Genomic DNA, 18,726 nt, shown 5'->3' with positions numbered 1-18,726 from the left:
TCTTTACATCACCATTCCGCCGTCAATATGAAGGGTTTGGCCCGTCATATAACGCGATCCTTCAGAAGCAAGGAACGTAACAACGCTGCTGATATCGGAAGGATCACCGAAACGCGCGAGCGGAATCTGCTTCAGCATTTCATCTTGGACTTCTTTAGAAAGCTTGTCCGTCATATCTGTAGAAATAAAGCCCGGAGCAATGGCATTAACCGTAATATTGCGGCTCGCAAGCTCTTTGGCTGATGACTTCGTTAAGCCGATTACACCGGCTTTTGCCGCCACATAGTTCGCCTGGCCGGGGTTTCCGCTGACGCCGACAATTGATGATACGTTGATAATCCGGCCGGAGCGCTGTTTCATCATCTGTCTTGTCACGGCTTTCGTGCAGTTGAATACACCTTTCAGGTTAATGTTAATGACATCATCCCATTCATTTTCTTTCATTCTCATCAGAAGATTGTCTTTTGTGATCCCCGCATTGTTCACGAGAATGTCGATTGAAGAAAATGCAGCGACAGCCTCTTTCATCATGTTTTGTACTTCTTCGGAATTTGATACATCGGCTTTTACCGCGATCGCGTTTCGGCCCAAAGATTTGATTTCATCTACGACTTCGTTCGCTTTCGCTTCATTCCCGGAGTAGTTGACTACTACGTTACAGCCGTTTTTCGCAAGATCAAGCGCGATCGCCCGCCCGATTCCGCGGGACGCTCCCGTTACCACTGCTGTTTTTTCATTAAGCATCCTGATTCTCCTCCTTCAGCGTTTGAATCGCCAGTTCGATGGTTTCATGGTCAGAAACCGAGATTGTTTTAAGGCGGCGGTTCACTTTTTTCACAAGGCCTGAAAGCACTTTTCCGGGCCCGATTTCAACAAACGTCGTGACGCCTTCGTCAATCAGTTTGTTAATGGTTTCTTCAAAGCGTACAGGTGAGTACAGCTGTTCGATCAATTTTTTCTTGATATCGTCTTTTTCTGTCATAACGTCAGCCGAAACGTTTGAAATCACGGGAACAGCCGCATTTTTTAACTCACAGGCGCTGAGCACCTCCTCGAGTTTTTGCGCTGCCGGCTTCATTAATTCAGAATGGAACGGTCCGCTTACTTCTAATGGGATTGCCCGTTTGGCTCCGTTGTTTTTCGCTTCTTCTGAAGCCAGCTCCACGCCTTTTGCCGTTCCGGAAATGACGATCTGGCCGGGGCAGTTCAGGTTTGCAAGCTGTACGAGATGACCGTTTTCCGTCACTTGATCCGTCACCTTTTTCAAGGACTCCGCATCCATTCCGAGAATAGCTGCCATGGCGCCTTCTCCGGCCGGCACGGCTTCATTCATGAATTCTCCCCGTTTTCTTACCGTGTAAACGGCATCTTTAAATGTCATCGCTCCCGCCGCAACAAGCGCCGAATATTCTCCGAGGCTGTGGCCGGCGGTGAAATCAGGGGTGATGCCGGATTCTTTAAACTTTTCCAATACGGCGATGCTTGTTGTCAACAGCGCGGGCTGCGCATTGTATGTAAGGGTCAATTCTTCGGCGTCACCTTCAAAAATGAGCGAGCTCAGCTTTGTTTCAAGTGTTTCATCCGCTTCATCAAAAATACGTTTTGACGCTTCTTCGCGTTCGTACAGGTCTTTTCCCATACCGATATATTGTGATCCCTGTCCGGGAAATAAAAATGCAATCTTACTCATGATGCGGTAACCTCCAGACTACTCATCTGTTTTTTCTTCTTTTACTTCTTCTTCTATAAATGCGGCCACGTTTTGGGTGACCATTTCTCTCGCCTGGCGCAGCGCATGGTAAACAGCGCGTGCGTCAGAAGAGCCGTGCGCTTTAACGACGGGCGCTTTCAAACCGAAAAGACTCGCCCCGCCGTACTCAGAATAGTCCATTTTCAGTTTCATTTCCATCAGCTTCGGCTTCAGCACTCCCGCTGCGAGCTTAGAAACAAAACTTGAAGTCAGTGTATCTTTCAGCATTTTGAAAATCGATAACGCTGAACCTTCCAATGTTTTCAACGTGACGTTGCCCGTAAAGCCGTCTGTGACGATAACGTCAGCAGCGCCTTCGAGCAAGTCTCTCGCCTCTACGTTTCCGACAAAATTCACGTTTGTTTCTTTTAATAATTCAAACGTCTTTTTTGTCAGGTCGTTTCCTTTCTTTTCTTCCGTGCCGACATTTAACAAGCCGACGCGGGGCGAGCTGATTCCGAGAACCTGCCGGGCATATACAGATCCCATAATTCCGTACTGGACGAGATGCTCCGGTTTGGCATCGACATTGGCTCCCACGTCCAAAAGAAGGAAACCGTCGCCTGAAACAGTCGGAAGCGTCGGCGCAAGCGCAGGCCGGTCGATTCCTTTAATTCTGCCGACGATAAACAGTCCCGCTGTCATGAGTGCGCCTGTATTCCCCGCTGAGATGCAGGCGTCCGCTCTGTTTTCAGCCACTTCCTGCGCCATCAGCACCATAGAAGAGTTTTTCTTTCTGCGTACGGCGCGGACCGGTTCATCCGTCGGTTCAATCACTTCATCGGCGTGCAACACAGTGATGCGGTCTGATGTTGTTGGCAAGTGTGATTCTATCGTTGTCTTGTCACCGACCAGCGTAATATGGAGATCGTCAAATGCCTCAATACTCTTCATTACTCCGTCAATAACAGCTTTGGGTGCGTTGTCGCCTCCCATTGCATCTACAGCTATTCTCATGCATGCTCCACCTTTATGATTGTTTTGAACGGTACATGTCAAAGCTGCCGGAGAACACGACTTCTTCTCCCACATAGCTGTTGACTTCAACTACCGTTCTGCCTTTTTCTTTTTCGACTGCCGTCACTTTGGCTTTCGCAACGACGCGCTCGCCTTCTTTCACCTGTCTTGTAAAGCGGATATTTGCGCTTGCGGTCAGCGCCAGCTCATCATCAATGACGGCTACGGCGAGTGAGTTCGCCTGCGCAAACAAATGATGCCCCCGCGCAATTTGATTGCGGCTGAAGACATGTTCGCGTCTTACTTCTAATATGGAAATGGCCTGGCCGTCAAGCTCCAGATCAATAATTTCACCGATCACTTCATCTAAAGACAGTGATTTCACTTCATCATCAAGCGTTTGTTCTGCCACGTTTTTAATTCTTTCCCTCAGCTCCGGTATTGAGAGCTCTAAGCGGTCTAAACGGATCGTCTGAATGCTGACGCCGAATTTCCCCGCTAATTCTTCATCTGTGATGAAGGGTGTCGATTTGATCGTCTGCTGCAATAATTTTTGGCGTTCTTTTTTGCTTCTTCTCATCTGTAAACACCATCCGGACAATTAAGACTAGGTACTAATAGTAGTATATAATCTCATAGATTGGAATGCAATGATTGTTTTTTGAAAGCCGCCGAATTTTACAGAATCAGCTTAATTTCTCCCCTTCCAGGACGCCGCTCGAAAGTAATTGACCGCGCAGCATGCGGTATTCGTCATCTTTCCAAAAAGCCTCTGAAGACACCAGATTGGCCGCATCCTGGCGGGCCGTCTCCAAAGCTCTGTAGTCATGAACCATATCCGCCACCTTGAACTCGGGCATACCGCTCTGTTTTTTTCCGAAGAAATCCCCGGGGCCGCGCAGTTCAAGGTCCTTTTCAGACAGCTCGAAGCCGTCGTTTGTCTCCGACATGATTCTCATCCGTTCCTTCCCGGTTTCGGATTTCGGATCTGCCATCAAGATGCAGAAAGATTGGTGGTCTCCCCGCCCGACCCGGCCGCGGAGCTGGTGGAGCTGAGATAATCCGAAACGGTCGGCGTCATAGATGACCATAATCGTCGCATTCGGCACGTTCACCCCGACTTCTACGACGGTTGTTGACACAAGTACCTGACATTGATTGGCGCTGAATTCTCTCATCACCTGATCTTTTTCATCAGAATGGAGCTTCCCGTGCATCAGGCCGACATTCCATTTACCGCGGTAAACGTCAGACAGCATGTTATATACGTCAATCGCATTCTGTACATCCAGTTTATCCGACTCTTCAATGAGCGGGCAGATAATATAGGCTTGCCTTCCCTGTTTCAGCTCTTTTTCTATAAAAGCCAAAATCCGCTCCAGCATGTCGTGTTTCACCCAATACGTTTCGATTTGTTTTCGCCCCGCGGGCATTTCATCTATCACGGAAACATCCATTTCTCCGAAGACGGTAATGGCCAACGTTCTCGGAATCGGGGTGGCTGTCATAAACAGCACATCCGGATCCTGGCCTTTATTCTTGAGTTTTTTGCGCTGTTCGACTCCGAACCTGTGCTGCTCGTCCGTAATGACAAGGCTCAGCGCTTTAAATTCCACTTCGTCCTGGATTAAAGCATGGGTCCCTACTAAAATATCAATCTCTCCGAGAGCAAGCCGCTCCAAAAGCTCCCTGCGCCGCTTTCCTTTAACAGAACTCGTCAAGAGCGCGATATTCACATCTTCATTTGCAAATAACGATACGAGAGAATCTGCATGCTGTTCGGCCAGAATTTCAGTCGGCACCATTAATGCCCCCTGATACCCCGACAGAATCGCAGCGTACAAAGCGATGGCGGCGACGGCCGTTTTCCCTGAACCGACATCACCTTGCAGCAGACGGTTCATTCGGTAAGGAGATGTCATATCAGCGGTAATTTCCCGAAGCACGCGCGTCTGTGCGGTTGTGAGCGAAAACGGCAGGCTGTCTGTGAAAGCGGCGAGCTTTTCAGCAGGGAACACATGGCTGATGCCTTTTGACTGTTCCCTTTCCGCTTTACGGAACGCCTGCATTTTCAGCTGAAATAATAAGAATTCCTCGTAAACAAACCGGCGTCTTGCCTGCTGTAACGATTCCCTCGTTTCAGGCTGATGCATCGTCTGCAGGGCATGTTTGTAATCAGGCAGCTTGTAGCGGATTCTCAATTTTTCAGGAAGCGGATCGGCCGCACTGTCCAAATGATGCTGCAGCGCTTCCTTAATAAACCGTCTCATCATTTTTACGGTGACGTTTTCTTTAACGGAATAAACAGGCTCAATGCTTTTATCTTCTTGATGAGGACCGTTTTTTAATTCCTGCACGGAAACGGTCTGTCTGTGTTTATCCCATTTCCCGGATATCGTGACGACAGAACCTAACGTAAGTTTCTTTTTTAAGTAGGGACGGTTAAAGCAGACCGCGGTAATTAAATAATTGCCGACAAGCACCCTGAATGTCAGCCTGTTTCGTTTTTTGCCGTAATAGGTAAGAGAAGGTTCTGAATGAACCTTCCCTTCTACCGTCACTCTTTCTTCATGTTTTACTTCTTCTAAGTCCCTCAGCTCATAGTCGTCATAACGGTAAGGGAAATAATTCAGAAGATCAGAAATGTCATAGATACCAAGTTCGTGCAATGTTTTTTCTGTTTCCGGCCCAATGCCCTTAATTTCCGCTATACTAGTTTGCTGATGGTGTGTCACTTGATTTCAGCGCTCCTCCGAAAATTTTTTTCTCTAATTCTCTTCCCGTCGGTGTCGCGGCTAAACCGCCTTGTCCCGTTTCACGCAGTGCTGTCGGCATTGTCTGGCCGATTTTGTACATCGCGTCAATCACCTCATCGCAAGGAATGCGGCTTGTAATCCCGGCCAGCGCCATATCCGCCGCGATCATTGCGTTGGATGCTCCCATTGCGTTTCGTTTGACACACGGCACTTCTACCAATCCGGCGACCGGGTCACATACGAGACCGAGCATATTTTTCAGTGTAATCGCCATTGCTTCCGCTGATTGCTGAGGCGTTCCGCCCGCCATTTCCACAATCGCAGCCGCTGCCATGCCTGATGCTGACCCGACTTCCGCCTGACAGCCTCCTGCCGCTCCTGAAATACTCGCATTATTTGCTACGACAAAACCGAACGCGCCGGCTGTAAACAGAAAACGGATCATTTGTTCTGTCGTAGGGTGCAGCTTATGCTTTACGGCGAATAACGTTCCCGGCACGACCCCGGCAGAGCCGGCGGTCGGTGTAGCGCAGATCGTTCCCATCGCCGCATTGACTTCATTTGTCGCCACAGCTTTAGAAACGGCGTCTAAAATCAGATTGCCCGACAGGCTTCTTCCCGATTGGATGTATGCCTGAAGTTTCACGGCATCTCCGCCTGTTAAACCGGTCTGACTCGTGACGCCCTTCAGCCCTTTTTCAACAGCTGCTTCCATGACGGAGAGATTGCGCTCCATTCCTTGAAAGATTTCTTCCCGCGTTTTTTGCGTCACTTCCATCTCTTGGGTGATCATCACTTCCGAAATCGGAATTTGTTTTTCTTGAGTGATTTCTATTAATTCTTTTACATTACGAAACATGTCATTTTCCTCCTGACTTTTTAGTCAGCTATCTTAGTAACCTGTATAATATTAGGAAGTGTTGAAAGCTCGTCAAGCACTTCTTCTTCAATATTCTGATCGACCTCAATCGTCATCAGCGCAAGCTGGCCGACGTCCTTACGCGCCACTTCCATATGTCCGACGTTGATGGAGAATTTCGCAAGCACATTGGCAACGCCTGCAATCGTGCCGAATTTATCATTGTGAACGACTAAAATAGCCGGATGGTTTCCGGACAAACGCAGCTCAAAACCGTTGAGCTCCGTGATTTCTATTTTTCCGCCGCCGATGGAAATACCGGTAAGGGCAAGCTCTCCCTCATCATCAGAAATGACGATGCGCGCTGTATTCGGATGAACGGGCACGGCATCCTCTGTACGGAACTCTACATATATGCCCTTCTCTTCCGCAATTTGAATCGCTGTTTTAATCCGCTCATCAAATGTATCAAAATCAAGCAGGCCGCCGATAATCGCGACATCAGTGCCGTGACCCTTATACGTCTCCGCAAATGATCCGTAAAAAGACACAACGATCCGGCGGGGCTCCCGCCTGAATAAGCTTCTGGCCACTCTGCCGATCCGGGCGGCGCCTGCGGTATGTGAACTGGACGGACCGATCATTACCGGGCCGATAATATCAAAAACGCTTCTATACTTCATGCTGGTTTGCTCCTCCTTAACATCACTTCATTCAGCGCTTTTCTTTAGACTAATTGAACATTTCTCAATTGGCAAGCAGGCACACTGCCGCACTGCCGCAGGTAAATAAAGGCATAAGAATAGAAGGGCCTGATAAGCCCTTCTATTCTGCCGCAAATATATATGGATACAGAGGCTGTCTGCCGTTATGGATTTCAACCTCGATATCTTCATAGGCGCTTGCAATATACTCAGCGAGTTTCTCAGCTTCTTCTTCGGGCGCGTCCTCTCCGTACAAAATGGTGACGATTTCATCTTCTTCCCCGATCATTTCATCCAGCAGCAGTTTCGCCGCACTTATCCGATCTTCGGCGCTGCCGATAATTGAACTGTTTAAAATGCCGATAAAATCACCTTTTTTAATATCTTTGCCGTCGATATGGGTGTCTCTGACTGAATATGTCACCTGGCCGCTTTTCACATTCCGGATGGCCTCAAGCATATTGGCTTTATTTACATCAGCCGGCTGGTCAGGGTTAAACGCAAGCAGGGCGGTCATGCCTTGAGGGACCGTTTTTGCCGGAATGACAATGACATTTTCTTCAGCCACGCTCGCCGCCTGATTGGCAGCCATCACAATATTGGAATTGTTCGGAAGAATGAAAACCGTCTCCGCATTGACAGACTGAACGGCTTCAACAATATCTTCCGTGCTTGGATTCATTGTCTGGCCGCCTTCGATTACGTGTGAAGCGCCGATGCTCGTAAACAATTCAGAAATGCCCTCTCCCATTGCCACAGTCACGATGCCAAAAGGCTTCCGGGCTTCTTTCATAACGCCGGCCGGCTTTTTTTCATCATGTTCTTGGCTGATGATTGAAGTATGCTGTTCCCTCATGTTTTCAATTTTAATTTTAATCAAATCGCCGTAACGCTGTGCGAGATTGAGTACGTTCCCTGGTTCTTCGGCATGAATATGGACTTTCGCCAGCGTATCATCAGCCACGACCAGCAATGAATCGCCGAAACGGCTCAGTTCGTTTCTGAACGTCTCTTCCTTGAACGTCCGTTTATCTTGATCCAGCCTTACCATCACTTCCGTACAAAATCCGAATTCAATATCTTCTGTACTCAGCATGCTCTGCGCGCTTTTATGATGCTCGGCATTCACCATATCATCGAGTGCCGGAAGAACCGCTTTTTTCGGTACGGCCTCTCCTTTTAAAGCAGACAAAAAGCCTTCATATACACAAAGCAGACCTTTTCCGCCGCTGTCAACGACACCGACGTCCTTTAAAACAGGAAGCAGATCCGGCGTGCGGTTCAGCGACGCTTCCGCTTCTTCAATAACGGCCTCCATGAGAGCAATGATATCGGTTTCTTCTTTGGCCGAGGCGACCGCTTTTTTAGCCGCATCCTTGGCCACGGTTAAAATCGTTCCTTCAACCGGTTTCATGACCGCCTTATATGCCATATCCACTCCCGCTTGGAGTGCTGCGGCAAATTCTTGGGCGTCTATTTGGTTTTTGTTTTCAATGCTCTTTGTGAAACCTCTGAACAATTGGGACAAGATCACCCCTGAGTTTCCTCTCGCCCCCATAAGCAGGCCTTTTGACAGGGCGATGCCGACTTTGCCGATGTCGGGTGAGTCAATGTGCTCTACCTCTCTTGCACCGGATGACATCGATAAATTCATATTTGTTCCGGTATCGCCGTCAGGCACGGGAAACACGTTCAGCGCATCCACCGCGGATGCGTTTTGAGACAATGTCTCAGCCCCCGCCAGAATCATTGCCGCAAAAGCTCTCCCATCTAAGTTTCGTCTAGACAATACTCATCCTCCTCACTACGGGTTCGTTACTCGTACGCCTTGGACATAAATATTTACAGAATCAACTGCAAGTCCGATTGTTTGATTTACTGTGTATTTTACCTTCGTCTGAACATTGTGGGCTACTTCGGATATTTTAGTGCCGTAGCTGACAATAATGTACATGTCGATATGTATTTGTTCGGCTTCCTGACGGACATGTACGCCTTTTGCGAAGTTCTCTCTCCGGAGGATTTCAGACAAACCGTCTTTAATCTGGTTTTTTGAGGCCATCCCCACTATTCCGTAACAGTCAATGGCAGCGCCTCCGGCAACCATTGCGATGACTTCGTTGGATATATCAATCTGTCCGTATTTTGTCTTCATTTCAATGGACACACAGGTTCCTCCTTCAGGTGCATAGAGTTATCATTATTCTACTATATGTATCCCATTATGAAAAGAAAAGATACAGACAGCGGCCTTCAGCGCGGAAATGTGATTGGTTTTACATGTCAAGTGATTTTTCTTGAAAGTAAGGGAAACAATAGTTGCAAACGGTTTTTAGCTGTGGTAAATTATTTAAAGTATTGTATAACGAAAGCATCTGAGAAACTATGTTTGAAAAGATGTTTCGCGCAGTTAGGAGGGAAACAAATGGCACGTAAATGTTTTATTACAGGTAAAAAAACAAAAGCCGGAAACAACCGTTCTCACGCAATGAACGCTTCTAAGCGTACTTGGGGCGCCAACCTTCAAAAGGTCCGCATCCTCGTTGACGGCAAACCTAAAAAAGTGTATGTATCTGCCCGGGCTTTAAAATCCGGTAAAGTTGAGCGTGTATAAGCAAAAATGAACGCCTGCCCTTTTATGCGGCAGGCGTTTTTTATGCGTTCAAAGAGGGCAATTTCAGCTTCTTGGGCTTACTCTTTTCTAAATGAGCCCAGCATCGCCCGGACAATTCCTCCTAAAAACTTCGGCAATTTAATGGTATAAAATTTCATTTTGTCCCCTCCTATAAGTCCCGTATCCGCTGCGTTCATCACTTTAGGATTCATGGTTTTTTCCGCATATGGCAGAAGCCGCTTTTCTAATCCGCGCTCCTTACCATTATTAATATGCCTTTTGCAAACGAAAAAGTACCTCGTGAATGAATGAGTTCGTTACTAATACATAGTGTGGAACCCAGAGGAATATGACAATTATCAAGGGGATATTTAAAACCGTCGAGTGTCAGGCCGTCTGCCGCTTCCGTAAACGGAATGAAAGAAATATAGCGTCTGCTTGCTTTTTCTTCAATTGTATAACGGCCGGGCCCGAACATCTGAATGTCATTCTGCCGGTCGATCAGCTCGACATCGGTATTCTTATGTAAGGCTTTATACAGCAGCTGGATGTTCCCTAAAAAGTGATCGGCTCTTCCGCCCGTCACACCGAATATCCGAATGGTCTTCGGTTCTAGTTGCAAAGCCCAGTCAAGGGCGAGTTCAAGATCGGTATAATCTTTTTCCGCCTGATATACATGGAGGGCCGGCGCCGCTTTTTGAATCTGCATGAGCTCCTCTTCCGTAATGCTGTCAAAATCACCGAAAGCTTCCTGCGGAATGATTCCGGCCTCCAAAAGAGCAACCGTCCCTTTATCGACTCCGACCCATGTCGTATCTCCGTCTGTGTATTCGGATAGATCGGGAATAAGCTCCCGCGGGCCGCCCGCAACAATATTGATTGTCTTCATATGTTTTCCTCTCTCTTAGACGCGAAAAGAGCCGGCGGCTTTCACCGGGCTCTTTTTCAGCATGTTTATTACGCGTTTCGGATGTCAGCGATGGCTTTTTTCCGATCCGGCTGATTATATACGGCAGACCCGGCAACAAGCAGATTGGCGCCCGCTTCAGCGCATAAAGGGGCTGTTTCTTTATTAACGCCTCCGTCCACTTCAATTAAAAGCTCAGACAGGCCTTTCTCCTCAGCCAGCTGTTTGACCTGACGGATTTTCGGCAGAACCGAATGAATGAAGCGCTGTCCGCCAAAACCGGGGTTAACCGTCATTAACAGCACAAGGTCAAGCTCCTCGATCACATGTTCAATCATTTGGACGGGCGTATGCGGATTGAGCACAACTCCCGCTTTTACCCCCTGCTCTTTTATCAATTGAATGGTCCGGTGAAGATGCGGACACGCTTCAGCATGAACGGAAAGGATGTCCGCACCGGCTTTTGCGAATGCCGGGATGTAGCGGTCCGGGTTTTCAATCATAAGATGGACATCCAGCGGCAGATCAGTCACCGGACGGACGGCTTCAACGATAAGCGGCCCGATTGTAATGTTAGGGACGAAATGGCCATCCATGACATCAATATGGATATAGTCCGCCCCTCCTTTTTCCACGTCTTTAATTTCCTCGCCCAGTGAAGCAAAATCGGCGGAAAGAATTGATGGCGCAACCTTAATCATATTAATACCTCGGCTTTCTCTCTTTTATTTCCTGCATAAATTCTTTGTAATGCTCATAGCGGTACGGCTGAATCTCTCCTTCTTCCACCGCTTGCTTTACCGCGCATTTCGGCTCTTTAAGATGCAGACAGCCTCTGAATTTGCAAGAGGCGCTTATTTCTCTGATCTCAGGGAACGTGCTGCCCAGCTCTTCTTCCTCAATGCCGGTAAATTCAAGCGAACTGAATCCCGGAGTATCCGCCACCAGACCGCCTGATGTATGAATGAGCTCCACATGGCGCGTCGTATGTTTTCCGCGTCCCAAATGCGCGGAAATCTCGTTTGTTTTCAGCTCAAGCTCCGGGCTGATCGCATTTAAAAGCGAAGATTTTCCGACTCCCGACTGACCGGCAAACACCGTTGTTTTGTTCTCGAAGTGTTTCACAATGCCTGTTAAACCGCTGTTTTCTTTTGATGACGTCACATATACGTCATAACCGATCGCCTGATAGTCTTTCACGTAAGAAAGTATCGCCTCTTTCGATTCCCCGTCTGCAGCTAAGTCCATTTTGGTTATGCAGATGATCGGGTGAATGCCGTTGGCTTCTACAAGGACCAGAAAACGGTCCAATAAAGACGTGCTGAACGCAGGCTGAACGGCAGAAAAGACAAGAACGGCCTGATCGACATTTGAAATCGGCGGCCTGATCAGCTCGTTTGTTCGTTCTTTGATTTCCAGCAGGTAGCCTTCTTTATCATTTTCAGCCTGATAAACGGCATAATCGCCGACCAGGGGCGTTATTTTATTTTTTCTGAAAATGCCCCGGCCCCTGCATTGAATGATCTTGTCCTGTGATTCATCCAAGACATAATAGAATCCGCTTAACGCTTTTATAATTTTGCCCTCAGGCATAGGGTCCCTCCTTGTCAGTCATTATCTTTCGGGTATTCAATCGTTTTGTAGCTGACAACTTTATGATCGACCATCACTTGATAATACCCCTTCTGTCCCTGATCAATCTTCAGTTCAATTGTTTTTTCAGTCGGCTCTTTTATTTTAAATGAGTCATACGTATCAGAGATGCTGTGGTCCTTATCATCGATGGCGATTTGCACTTCAAGCTCGTCCCCTTCATGTTCGGGTTCGTAAGGAATGCTGATTTTTTCTTTTACCGTTTTCGCCGGTTTTTCTTCAGGTCCGAGCGAGAACGTCACTTCAACATTACTTCCCGGCTTAACCGCAGTGCCGGCTGACGGCTCTTGTTTCATGACTTGTCCTTCCGGCACGTCATCTGAATGGGCTTGTTTTTCAACAAGCTGCAGGCCGTTATCTTCAAGATACCCTGAAGCCGCTTCTTTACTGTAAGTCTTTAAGTCCCTCAGCGTAACGTCCGCCGGGCCCAGGCTGACCGTTAGATTGACTTCATCGTCGCTTGCGACCATATCGGTGCCGGCTGACGGGTCCTGATCAATTACGGTGCCGGCCTCGCTGTCATCGTTTTCTTCTTTGACATTGACATGTTTGAAACCTTTTTCCTTCAGCGCTTTTTTTGCGTCGCCGATCTGCCGTCCTTTCACGTCGATCAACTGGGTTTTCGGTTTTCCGATGCTTTTGTACAGTTTTACAGAAGAGCCTTCTTTAACGGTAGACCCCGCTTTTGGGTCCGTTTTGACCATTAATTCCTCTTCTATTTTTTCATCTTCAATATCCGTTATATCAGGATCAGCCCGGAGCCCGTTCTTTTCAAGCAGGGCTTCCGCTTTTTCGTACTTCATGCCCCGTACGTCGGGGACGCTTACATCTTTAGGCATAAATAAAGACGGGAACACGGTGACCGCAAGAACAGCCGCCATAATGAAAATGAAACAGACGGCCAGCAAAACCCACGGCCATTTCCGTTTTTTCTTTTTGGCTGGCTGCTGTTCCTTATCATCCGTCTCCCCCGGCGTTTCCGCCTGAGACGCGGCTTTTGCGCCGTCAGTAATAACGGGAATGGCTTTTGTCATTTCCTCATCATCCTGCACGGAAAATTTTTGTTCATTCAGCCTGCCGGCGTCAAAAGCCGTTCTGATGTCCGCCTCCATGTCCTCGGCGCTTTCATAGCGGTGAAACGGGTCTTTGGCGGTTGCTTTTAAAATAATGTTTTCAACGCTCTGCGGAATGGAAGGGTTCCACTTTCTGGCGGAAGGCGTTTCTGTTTGCAGGTGCTTTAGCGCTATGCTGACGGCTGATTCTCCGTCAAAAGGGATTTTGCCTGTTAAAAGCTCAAACAGCACGATGCCGAGCGCGTAAATATCTGATTTTTTCGTTGCCAGACCGCCTCTCGCCTGCTCCGGAGACAAATAATGAACCGAGCCCAGCACAGAATTCGTATGTGTGATTGTCGTAGACGTAAGCGCTGTGGCGATGCCGAAATCCGTCACCTTGATATGCCCTAAATGATCTATCAATATATTGTGCGGTTTAATATCCCTGTGCACGATATGGTTTTGATGGGCATGGGCGATGGCCGAGACGATCTGCTCCATAACGGACAGCGCTTCTTTCGGATGAAGCGGTCCGTGTGCGTTTATGTATTCCTTTAATGTCATGCCTTCCACATATTCCATGACAATGTAATAAATATCGCCTTCCTCCCCGATATCGTAAATACTGACGATATTCGGATGATCGAGGCTTGATGCCGACTGTGCTTCTCTTCTGAAACGCCTGATAAAATCAATGTCATTCACAAAGTCAAACCGCAGAATTTTAATTGCGACTTCACGTTCGAGAATGATGTCCTCAGCTAAAAAAACGTTTGCCATTCCGCCGCCGCCAATGGGCCGGAGGATATGATAACGCCCGCTGATCCGCTTGCCGGTTAGCACTTGTCTTCACCCTCTTTTGCATCTGCGGAAAACTCAATCAACACAGCCGTGATGTTATCTTCGCCGCCGTTTTGATTTGCTTTGCTGATGAGAAGGTCTACTTTTTCCTGAGGATCAGATTCGGTTTGAAGCATTTGTTTGATCTCGTGATCTTCTATTTTATTTGACAGTCCGTCAGAGCATAAAAGCAGCTGATCGCCGTCAGACAGTTCAAAAGAACGGGCGTCGGGGCTGATGGTTTCATCTGTCCCCAGCGCTCTCGTCAATACATTTTTCCGCGGATGGTGCTCGGCGTCCTCTTTCGAAATTTCCCCCGTCTTGACCAGTTCATTCACAAGCGAATGGTCCTCAGTCAGCTGAGTGAATTCCCCCTCTTGAAGCAGGTAGCACCGGCTGTCACCAATATGAGCCACAGTGACAAACTTCCCCGTGAATAAGGCGCAGACAATGGTGGTGCCCATTCCCCGGCATTCTTCATTCGCTTTAGCGTGGTCATGTACTTTGACATTCGCCTCATGAATCCGGTCTTTCAGCCAATCCTCACAAGCGGACGGCAGAGAAGGAACCGTTTCGGTCCGGTTCCACTGTTCTTCCATCGCCGCAACCGCCATCCTGCTCGCTACATCTCCGGCAAGATGACCGCCCATGCCGTCGGCGACAACCGCAAGCACCGCGTCTTCTTTTGTGAAAATGCCCGCCGCATCTTCATTATGCCGGCGGACTTTACCTGTATCTGTTTTCAAGGCTGTAATCAACCTCTTCACCTCGTCTCGTCTTGACGCTCCTTCGCGCGAAGCTGACCGCAGGCCGCGTCAATGTCATGGCCTTGCTCTCTTCTGATCGTGACATTTACACCGCGGGATTTTAACGTTTTTTCGAATGCGAAAATCTGATCTCTCGGTGTGCGGACGTAATCCCGTTCAGGCACATAGTTTACCGGAATTAAATTGACATGGCATTTCACGTCTTTTAACAGTTCTGCAAGTTCTTCTGCATGCTCGACCTGATCATTTACGCCGCCGAACAGCCCGTATTCAAAGCTGATCCGTCTGCCTGTTTTCTCGATGTAATATTTGACGGCCTCCATAAGGTCAGGAAGCTTATAGGCTTTGTTAATCGGCATCAGACGGCTTCTGATTTCCGTATTCGGAGCATGCAGAGAAATCGCGAAATTGATTTGCATTTTTTGATCGGCGAAATCGTAAATCTTCGGAATGATTCCGCTGGTGGAAACTGTGATATGACGCGCTCCGATGTTCAGCCCTTTATCGTGGTTAATGATTTTTAAGAAAGCGAGCATTTCATTGAAATTATCAAACGGCTCTCCGATTCCCATGATGACGACTGAGCTGACGCGTTCATCCGTTTCATCAAGCGCCTTTTGCACTTTCACGACTTGAGCGACGATTTCTCCCGCTTCAAGATTCCGTTTCAGACCGCCGAGCGTTGACGCGCAAAATGTGCAGCCGATCCGGCAGCCGACCTGTGTCGTTACACATACAGAATTACCATACTCGTGTCTCATTAAAACCGTTTCGATCGTATAACCGTCATGAAGCTCAAATAAAAATTTCATCGTGCCGTCTTGAGATGTCTGTTTTACAGCCGTTTTCAGCGTTGTCAGCACAAAATTGCTCTCGAGTTTTTCACGCAGGCTTTTTGAGAGGTTCGTCATTTCATCAAATGAAGAAACCCGCTTTTCATAGAGCCATTCAAAAATCTGTGCTGCGCGGAACGGCTTTTCGCCATTCTCGGTCAGCCATTGTTTGATTTCATCTAATTCAAAAGAGTAAATGGACGGCTGCTCAGTCCGCAGCTCTTTCCGTACGCTTGTCTTTTTTAATTGTGTCATTTTTTATCCCTTCTTTCTCATGCTGCTAATAAAGAAACCGTCTGTTCCGAAATAATGCGGAAGAATTTGAAGGCTTCCATCCTGAACAAAGGGTCTCGCCTTTTCAGGCAGCCGCTTTTCAAGAGACAAATCGGGTTCAAACTCAGGGTGTTCTTGTATAAACGCATGCATAACTTCTTCATTTTCTGTCCGATCCATTGTACACGTACTATATACGAGTGTGCCACCTTTTTTTACTAATGGGGCGATTTCCCTTAAAATGCCGAGCTGGATTTCTGACAGCCGTCTGCTGTCCTCCGGCGTCTTCGTATATTTCATATCGGGTTTTCGTCTGATGACGCCGAAACCTGAGCAAGGGGCATCAACGAGAATACGGTCAAACCGTTCTGCGCCAAAGGCCTCTCCCGCTTTTCGCGCATCCATCGTTTGCGCGTCGATGATCGTAAGTCCGAGCCGTTCTGCGCCCTCTTTAATCAGCTTCACTTTATGGCGGTGAAGATCAAGCGATGTGAGGCTCCCCTCGTTCTCCATCAGTTCCGCAATGTGAGCCGACTTTCCGCCCGGTGCGGCGCATGCATCTAAAACGGTTTCGCCCGGCTTCGGGTCCAGCGCCCGCGCGACAAGCATTGAGCTTTCATCCTGTATGGATACCCGGCCGTTTTGGAAAAATGCCGTGTTCGCGATGCTTCCTTTTAAAAGCTTAATCGCATCAGGAGAAAGGTCTCCGGCTTCCGCTTCCAGACCGGCTTTCTCCATCTCATTCAGCACCGTTTCCCTGTCGCTCTTTATGTGATTGACACGGAGCGTCTGCTTCGGCGGAATGAGATGAATCCGGCAGATCTTTTCAGCTGCCTCAAAGCCGTACGTCTCGACCCACTCTTTTACGAGCCATTCGGGATGGCTTGTCTCTGTGGAAAGACGGAGAACCGGGTCTTCAATTTCAGCGAATGACGGCGCCCCTTCACGCTGCAGGGAGCGGAGGATGCCGTTGACAAAGGACGCAATGCCCTGATGCCCGCGTTTTTTGGCGATCTCAACCGCTTCATGAATGGCGGCGCGATCCGGAATTTTTTCTAAATACTCCATTTGATACGCGGACAGACGAAGCAGCTGAATCACCCACGGTTTCACTTTATTCGGCTTGCGGATAAAAGGCTTCAGCATATAGTCTAAGGCGATTTTATTTTGCAGCGTTCCGTAGACAAGCTCTGTCAGCAGTCCTCTGTCCTGATCGCTGAGCGTGTTCGTTTTGATAACCGATGTAAGAAGCAGGTTGCTGTATGCCTGATTTTGCTCAAGCTTCTCAAGCGCTTCAAGGGCGAGCTCCCGGACATTAATTTTCTTCATTTGCTGCTCCTAACACGTCACCGGGCTGCACATTTTTGCCTCTTACAAAATCTTCGCCCTTCATCCGTTTTTTCCCCGCCGGCTGCAGCTCTGTGATTAAAAGGGCGGTGCTGTTTCCTGCTGCGACGACAATGCCGTTTTGCTCCGTGCGGATGACTGTTCCGGGCGCAGCTTCAGTTTTTGCCGCAACTTTTTCAGAAGCCCATACTTTCATATTTTGACCGTTCAAAGTTGTATAGGCGACAGGCCAAGGGTTTAAACCTCTGATCTGGTTGTAAATCTCTTCTCCGGGCTTTGCCCAATCAATCCGCTCCTGCTCACGCTTAATATTAGGCGCGTAAGTCGCTTTTGATTCGTCCTGTTTGATCGGTTTAATATTTCCGGAAATGACGTTCGGGACGGTCTCTGACAAAAGCTTTGCCCCCGCTATGCTTAATTTGTCGTGAAGCGTGCCGACGTTATCCGTTTCATCAATTTCCACTTCGATTTTAGAAATCATATCGCCCGCATCAAGCTTTTCAACCATATACATGATCGTCACGCCCGTTTTCTTCTTGCCTTGGAGAATCGAATAATGTATCGGCGCTCCGCCTCTTAATTCAGGCAATAATGACGCGTGTACGTTGATACAGCCGTATTTCGGGCCGTCCAGCAGCTGCTTGGGCAGGATCTGTCCAAATGCCGCCGTAACAATCAGGTCCGGCTTCAGGCTGAGCACTTTTTCTATTTCTTCTTCGAGCCTTACTTTTTCGGGCTGAAGCACGGGAATGCCGTGACGTTCAGCTTCAGCCTTTACAGGAGGGGGCGTCATGATTTTTTTTCTGCCTTTCGGGCGGTCAGGCTGCGTAACGACACCAACTACTTCATACCCGTCTTCAATAAGCGTGCGCAGGACGGGAACTGAAAAGTCGGGCGTTCCCATAAAAACGATCCTTGTCATCCAATCATCCTTCCATTTCTGCCAGTTCTTCTTCAGTGTAGTAAGCCGTAATTTTTGATGTGAATAAAATGCCGTCTAAATGATCCATTTCATGCTGAACGGCTCTGGCCAAAAAACCCTCCGCTTCTAAAATAAACGGTTTTCCTTTACGGTCGTGGGCTTTTACCTTTACGTAATCCGGGCGGGTGACATCGCCGTAAACCCCGGGAAAGCTTAAGCAGCCCTCGACTCCGGTCTGTTCACCGCTCTTTTCAAGAATAACCGGATTTACAAGGTCGATCCGGCCGCTTTCTTCACCGATGTCCACGACGGCCGCTCTTTTTAAAATGCCGATTTGCGGCGCGGCGAGGCCGACGCCATCCATTTCGAGCATCGTATCGTACATATCGTCAAGCAGTTTTTTTAATTTTTTATCAAACACTGTCACTTCATCAGCAGGTGTTTCCAGAACCTCCGCCGGGTGTGTGACGATTTTTTTCACAGCCAAAA

General features: G+C 48.2%; 20 protein-coding genes. 1 reads left to right on the top strand and 19 read right to left on the bottom strand.

What is annotated here, in order from left to right; all coding sequences use genetic code 11:
- Positions 1-3: 3 nt before the first annotated feature.
- From fabG to JNUCC22_RS07995, 9 genes are all read right to left on the bottom strand, one after another.
- Positions 4-744: a 3-oxoacyl-[acyl-carrier-protein] reductase gene (fabG, locus tag JNUCC22_RS08035; RefSeq protein ID WP_003154312.1), complete on the bottom strand. Its 741-nt coding sequence runs from the start codon at positions 742-744 to the stop codon at positions 4-6.
- On the bottom strand, positions 737-1,690 hold the full coding sequence (gene fabD, locus JNUCC22_RS08030) for an ACP S-malonyltransferase (protein WP_003154316.1): 954 nt from the start codon (positions 1,688-1,690) through the stop codon (positions 737-739). Before fabD ends, fabG begins: the two co-directional genes overlap by 8 nt.
- A gap of 18 nt (positions 1,691-1,708) precedes the next feature.
- Positions 1,709-2,707 carry a phosphate acyltransferase PlsX gene (gene plsX / locus JNUCC22_RS08025; protein WP_150941211.1) on the bottom strand — a complete coding sequence of 333 codons (999 nt, stop codon included), beginning with the start codon at positions 2,705-2,707 and terminating at the stop codon, positions 1,709-1,711.
- A gap of 13 nt (positions 2,708-2,720) precedes the next feature.
- The gene (gene fapR, locus JNUCC22_RS08020) at positions 2,721-3,287 is read right to left on the bottom strand and encodes a transcription factor FapR (protein WP_003154320.1); all 567 of its coding nucleotides are present in this window, start codon (positions 3,285-3,287) and stop codon (positions 2,721-2,723) included.
- Positions 3,288-3,393: 106 nt separating this feature from the next.
- Positions 3,394-5,442, bottom strand: a complete 2,049-nt coding sequence (recG, locus tag JNUCC22_RS08015; protein ID WP_014417753.1) for an ATP-dependent DNA helicase RecG — start codon at positions 5,440-5,442, stop codon at positions 3,394-3,396.
- Positions 5,420-6,322 carry an L-serine ammonia-lyase, iron-sulfur-dependent, subunit alpha gene (gene sdaAA / locus JNUCC22_RS08010; RefSeq protein WP_012117539.1) on the bottom strand — a complete coding sequence of 301 codons (903 nt, stop codon included), beginning with the start codon at positions 6,320-6,322 and terminating at the stop codon, positions 5,420-5,422. Before sdaAA ends, recG begins: the two co-directional genes overlap by 23 nt.
- Positions 6,323-6,342: 20 nt before the next feature.
- On the bottom strand, positions 6,343-7,005 hold the full coding sequence (sdaAB, locus tag JNUCC22_RS08005) for an L-serine ammonia-lyase, iron-sulfur-dependent subunit beta (RefSeq protein ID WP_003154325.1): 663 nt from the start codon (positions 7,003-7,005) through the stop codon (positions 6,343-6,345).
- 142 nt (positions 7,006-7,147) lie between these two features.
- Positions 7,148-8,815, bottom strand: a complete 1,668-nt coding sequence (locus tag JNUCC22_RS08000) for a DAK2 domain-containing protein (protein ID WP_216062254.1) — start codon at positions 8,813-8,815, stop codon at positions 7,148-7,150.
- 15 nt (positions 8,816-8,830) lie between these two features.
- Complete coding sequence (locus JNUCC22_RS07995; protein ID WP_003154327.1) at positions 8,831-9,193, bottom strand: Asp23/Gls24 family envelope stress response protein; 363 nt, start codon at positions 9,191-9,193, stop codon at positions 8,831-8,833.
- A 258-nt stretch (positions 9,194-9,451) separates the two neighbouring features.
- On the opposite strand from JNUCC22_RS07995, the gene rpmB reads away from it, so the two are divergent.
- Positions 9,452-9,640, top strand: a complete 189-nt coding sequence (rpmB, locus tag JNUCC22_RS07990; RefSeq protein WP_003154328.1) for a 50S ribosomal protein L28 — start codon at positions 9,452-9,454, stop codon at positions 9,638-9,640.
- A 77-nt stretch (positions 9,641-9,717) separates the two neighbouring features.
- On the opposite strand, the gene spoVM is transcribed toward rpmB, so the two are convergent.
- The 10 genes from spoVM to def form a co-directional block, all read right to left on the bottom strand.
- Positions 9,718-9,798 carry a stage V sporulation protein SpoVM gene (gene spoVM / locus JNUCC22_RS07985; RefSeq protein ID WP_003154329.1) on the bottom strand — a complete coding sequence of 27 codons (81 nt, stop codon included), beginning with the start codon at positions 9,796-9,798 and terminating at the stop codon, positions 9,718-9,720.
- A gap of 86 nt (positions 9,799-9,884) precedes the next feature.
- Positions 9,885-10,529 carry a thiamine diphosphokinase gene (locus JNUCC22_RS07980; RefSeq protein WP_032874867.1) on the bottom strand — a complete coding sequence of 215 codons (645 nt, stop codon included), beginning with the start codon at positions 10,527-10,529 and terminating at the stop codon, positions 9,885-9,887.
- Positions 10,530-10,597: 68 nt separating this feature from the next.
- Entirely contained in the window at positions 10,598-11,248 is a 651-nt protein-coding gene (gene rpe / locus JNUCC22_RS07975; RefSeq protein WP_014417749.1) for a ribulose-phosphate 3-epimerase, read from the bottom strand.
- Between the two features lies 1 nt (position 11,249).
- On the bottom strand, positions 11,250-12,140 hold the full coding sequence (gene rsgA, locus JNUCC22_RS07970; protein ID WP_007409752.1) for a ribosome small subunit-dependent GTPase A: 891 nt from the start codon (positions 12,138-12,140) through the stop codon (positions 11,250-11,252).
- Positions 12,141-12,154: 14 nt separating this feature from the next.
- Positions 12,155-14,098, bottom strand: a complete 1,944-nt coding sequence (gene pknB, locus JNUCC22_RS07965) for a Stk1 family PASTA domain-containing Ser/Thr kinase (RefSeq protein ID WP_150941208.1) — start codon at positions 14,096-14,098, stop codon at positions 12,155-12,157.
- Positions 14,092-14,853, bottom strand: coding sequence for a Stp1/IreP family PP2C-type Ser/Thr phosphatase (locus JNUCC22_RS07960; RefSeq protein WP_052585903.1), 762 nt, complete (start codon positions 14,851-14,853; stop codon positions 14,092-14,094). Before JNUCC22_RS07960 ends, pknB begins: the two co-directional genes overlap by 7 nt.
- 5 nt (positions 14,854-14,858) lie before the next feature.
- A complete protein-coding gene (gene rlmN / locus JNUCC22_RS07955) occupies positions 14,859-15,950 on the bottom strand; it encodes a dual-specificity RNA methyltransferase RlmN (protein ID WP_003154339.1) in 1,092 nt (363 codons plus the stop codon).
- Positions 15,951-15,953: 3 nt separating this feature from the next.
- On the bottom strand, positions 15,954-17,297 hold the full coding sequence (gene rsmB, locus JNUCC22_RS07950; protein ID WP_150941207.1) for a 16S rRNA (cytosine(967)-C(5))-methyltransferase RsmB: 1,344 nt from the start codon (positions 17,295-17,297) through the stop codon (positions 15,954-15,956).
- On the bottom strand, positions 17,284-18,237 hold the full coding sequence (gene fmt / locus JNUCC22_RS07945; RefSeq protein WP_150941206.1) for a methionyl-tRNA formyltransferase: 954 nt from the start codon (positions 18,235-18,237) through the stop codon (positions 17,284-17,286). The genes rsmB and fmt overlap by 14 nt, the downstream gene beginning before the upstream one ends.
- A 4-nt stretch (positions 18,238-18,241) precedes the next feature.
- Positions 18,242-18,724, bottom strand: a complete 483-nt coding sequence (gene def / locus JNUCC22_RS07940) for a peptide deformylase (protein ID WP_029325903.1) — start codon at positions 18,722-18,724, stop codon at positions 18,242-18,244.
- Between the last annotated feature and the right edge of the window lie 2 nt (positions 18,725-18,726).

Source organism: Bacillus sp. JNUCC-22 (genome assembly GCF_018861275.1).
Taxonomy (GTDB): Bacteria; Bacillota; Bacilli; order Bacillales; family Bacillaceae; genus Bacillus; species Bacillus velezensis.
The sequence above is the reverse complement of the archived record's forward strand: the minus strand, read 5'-3'. Positions and strand labels throughout refer to the sequence as shown.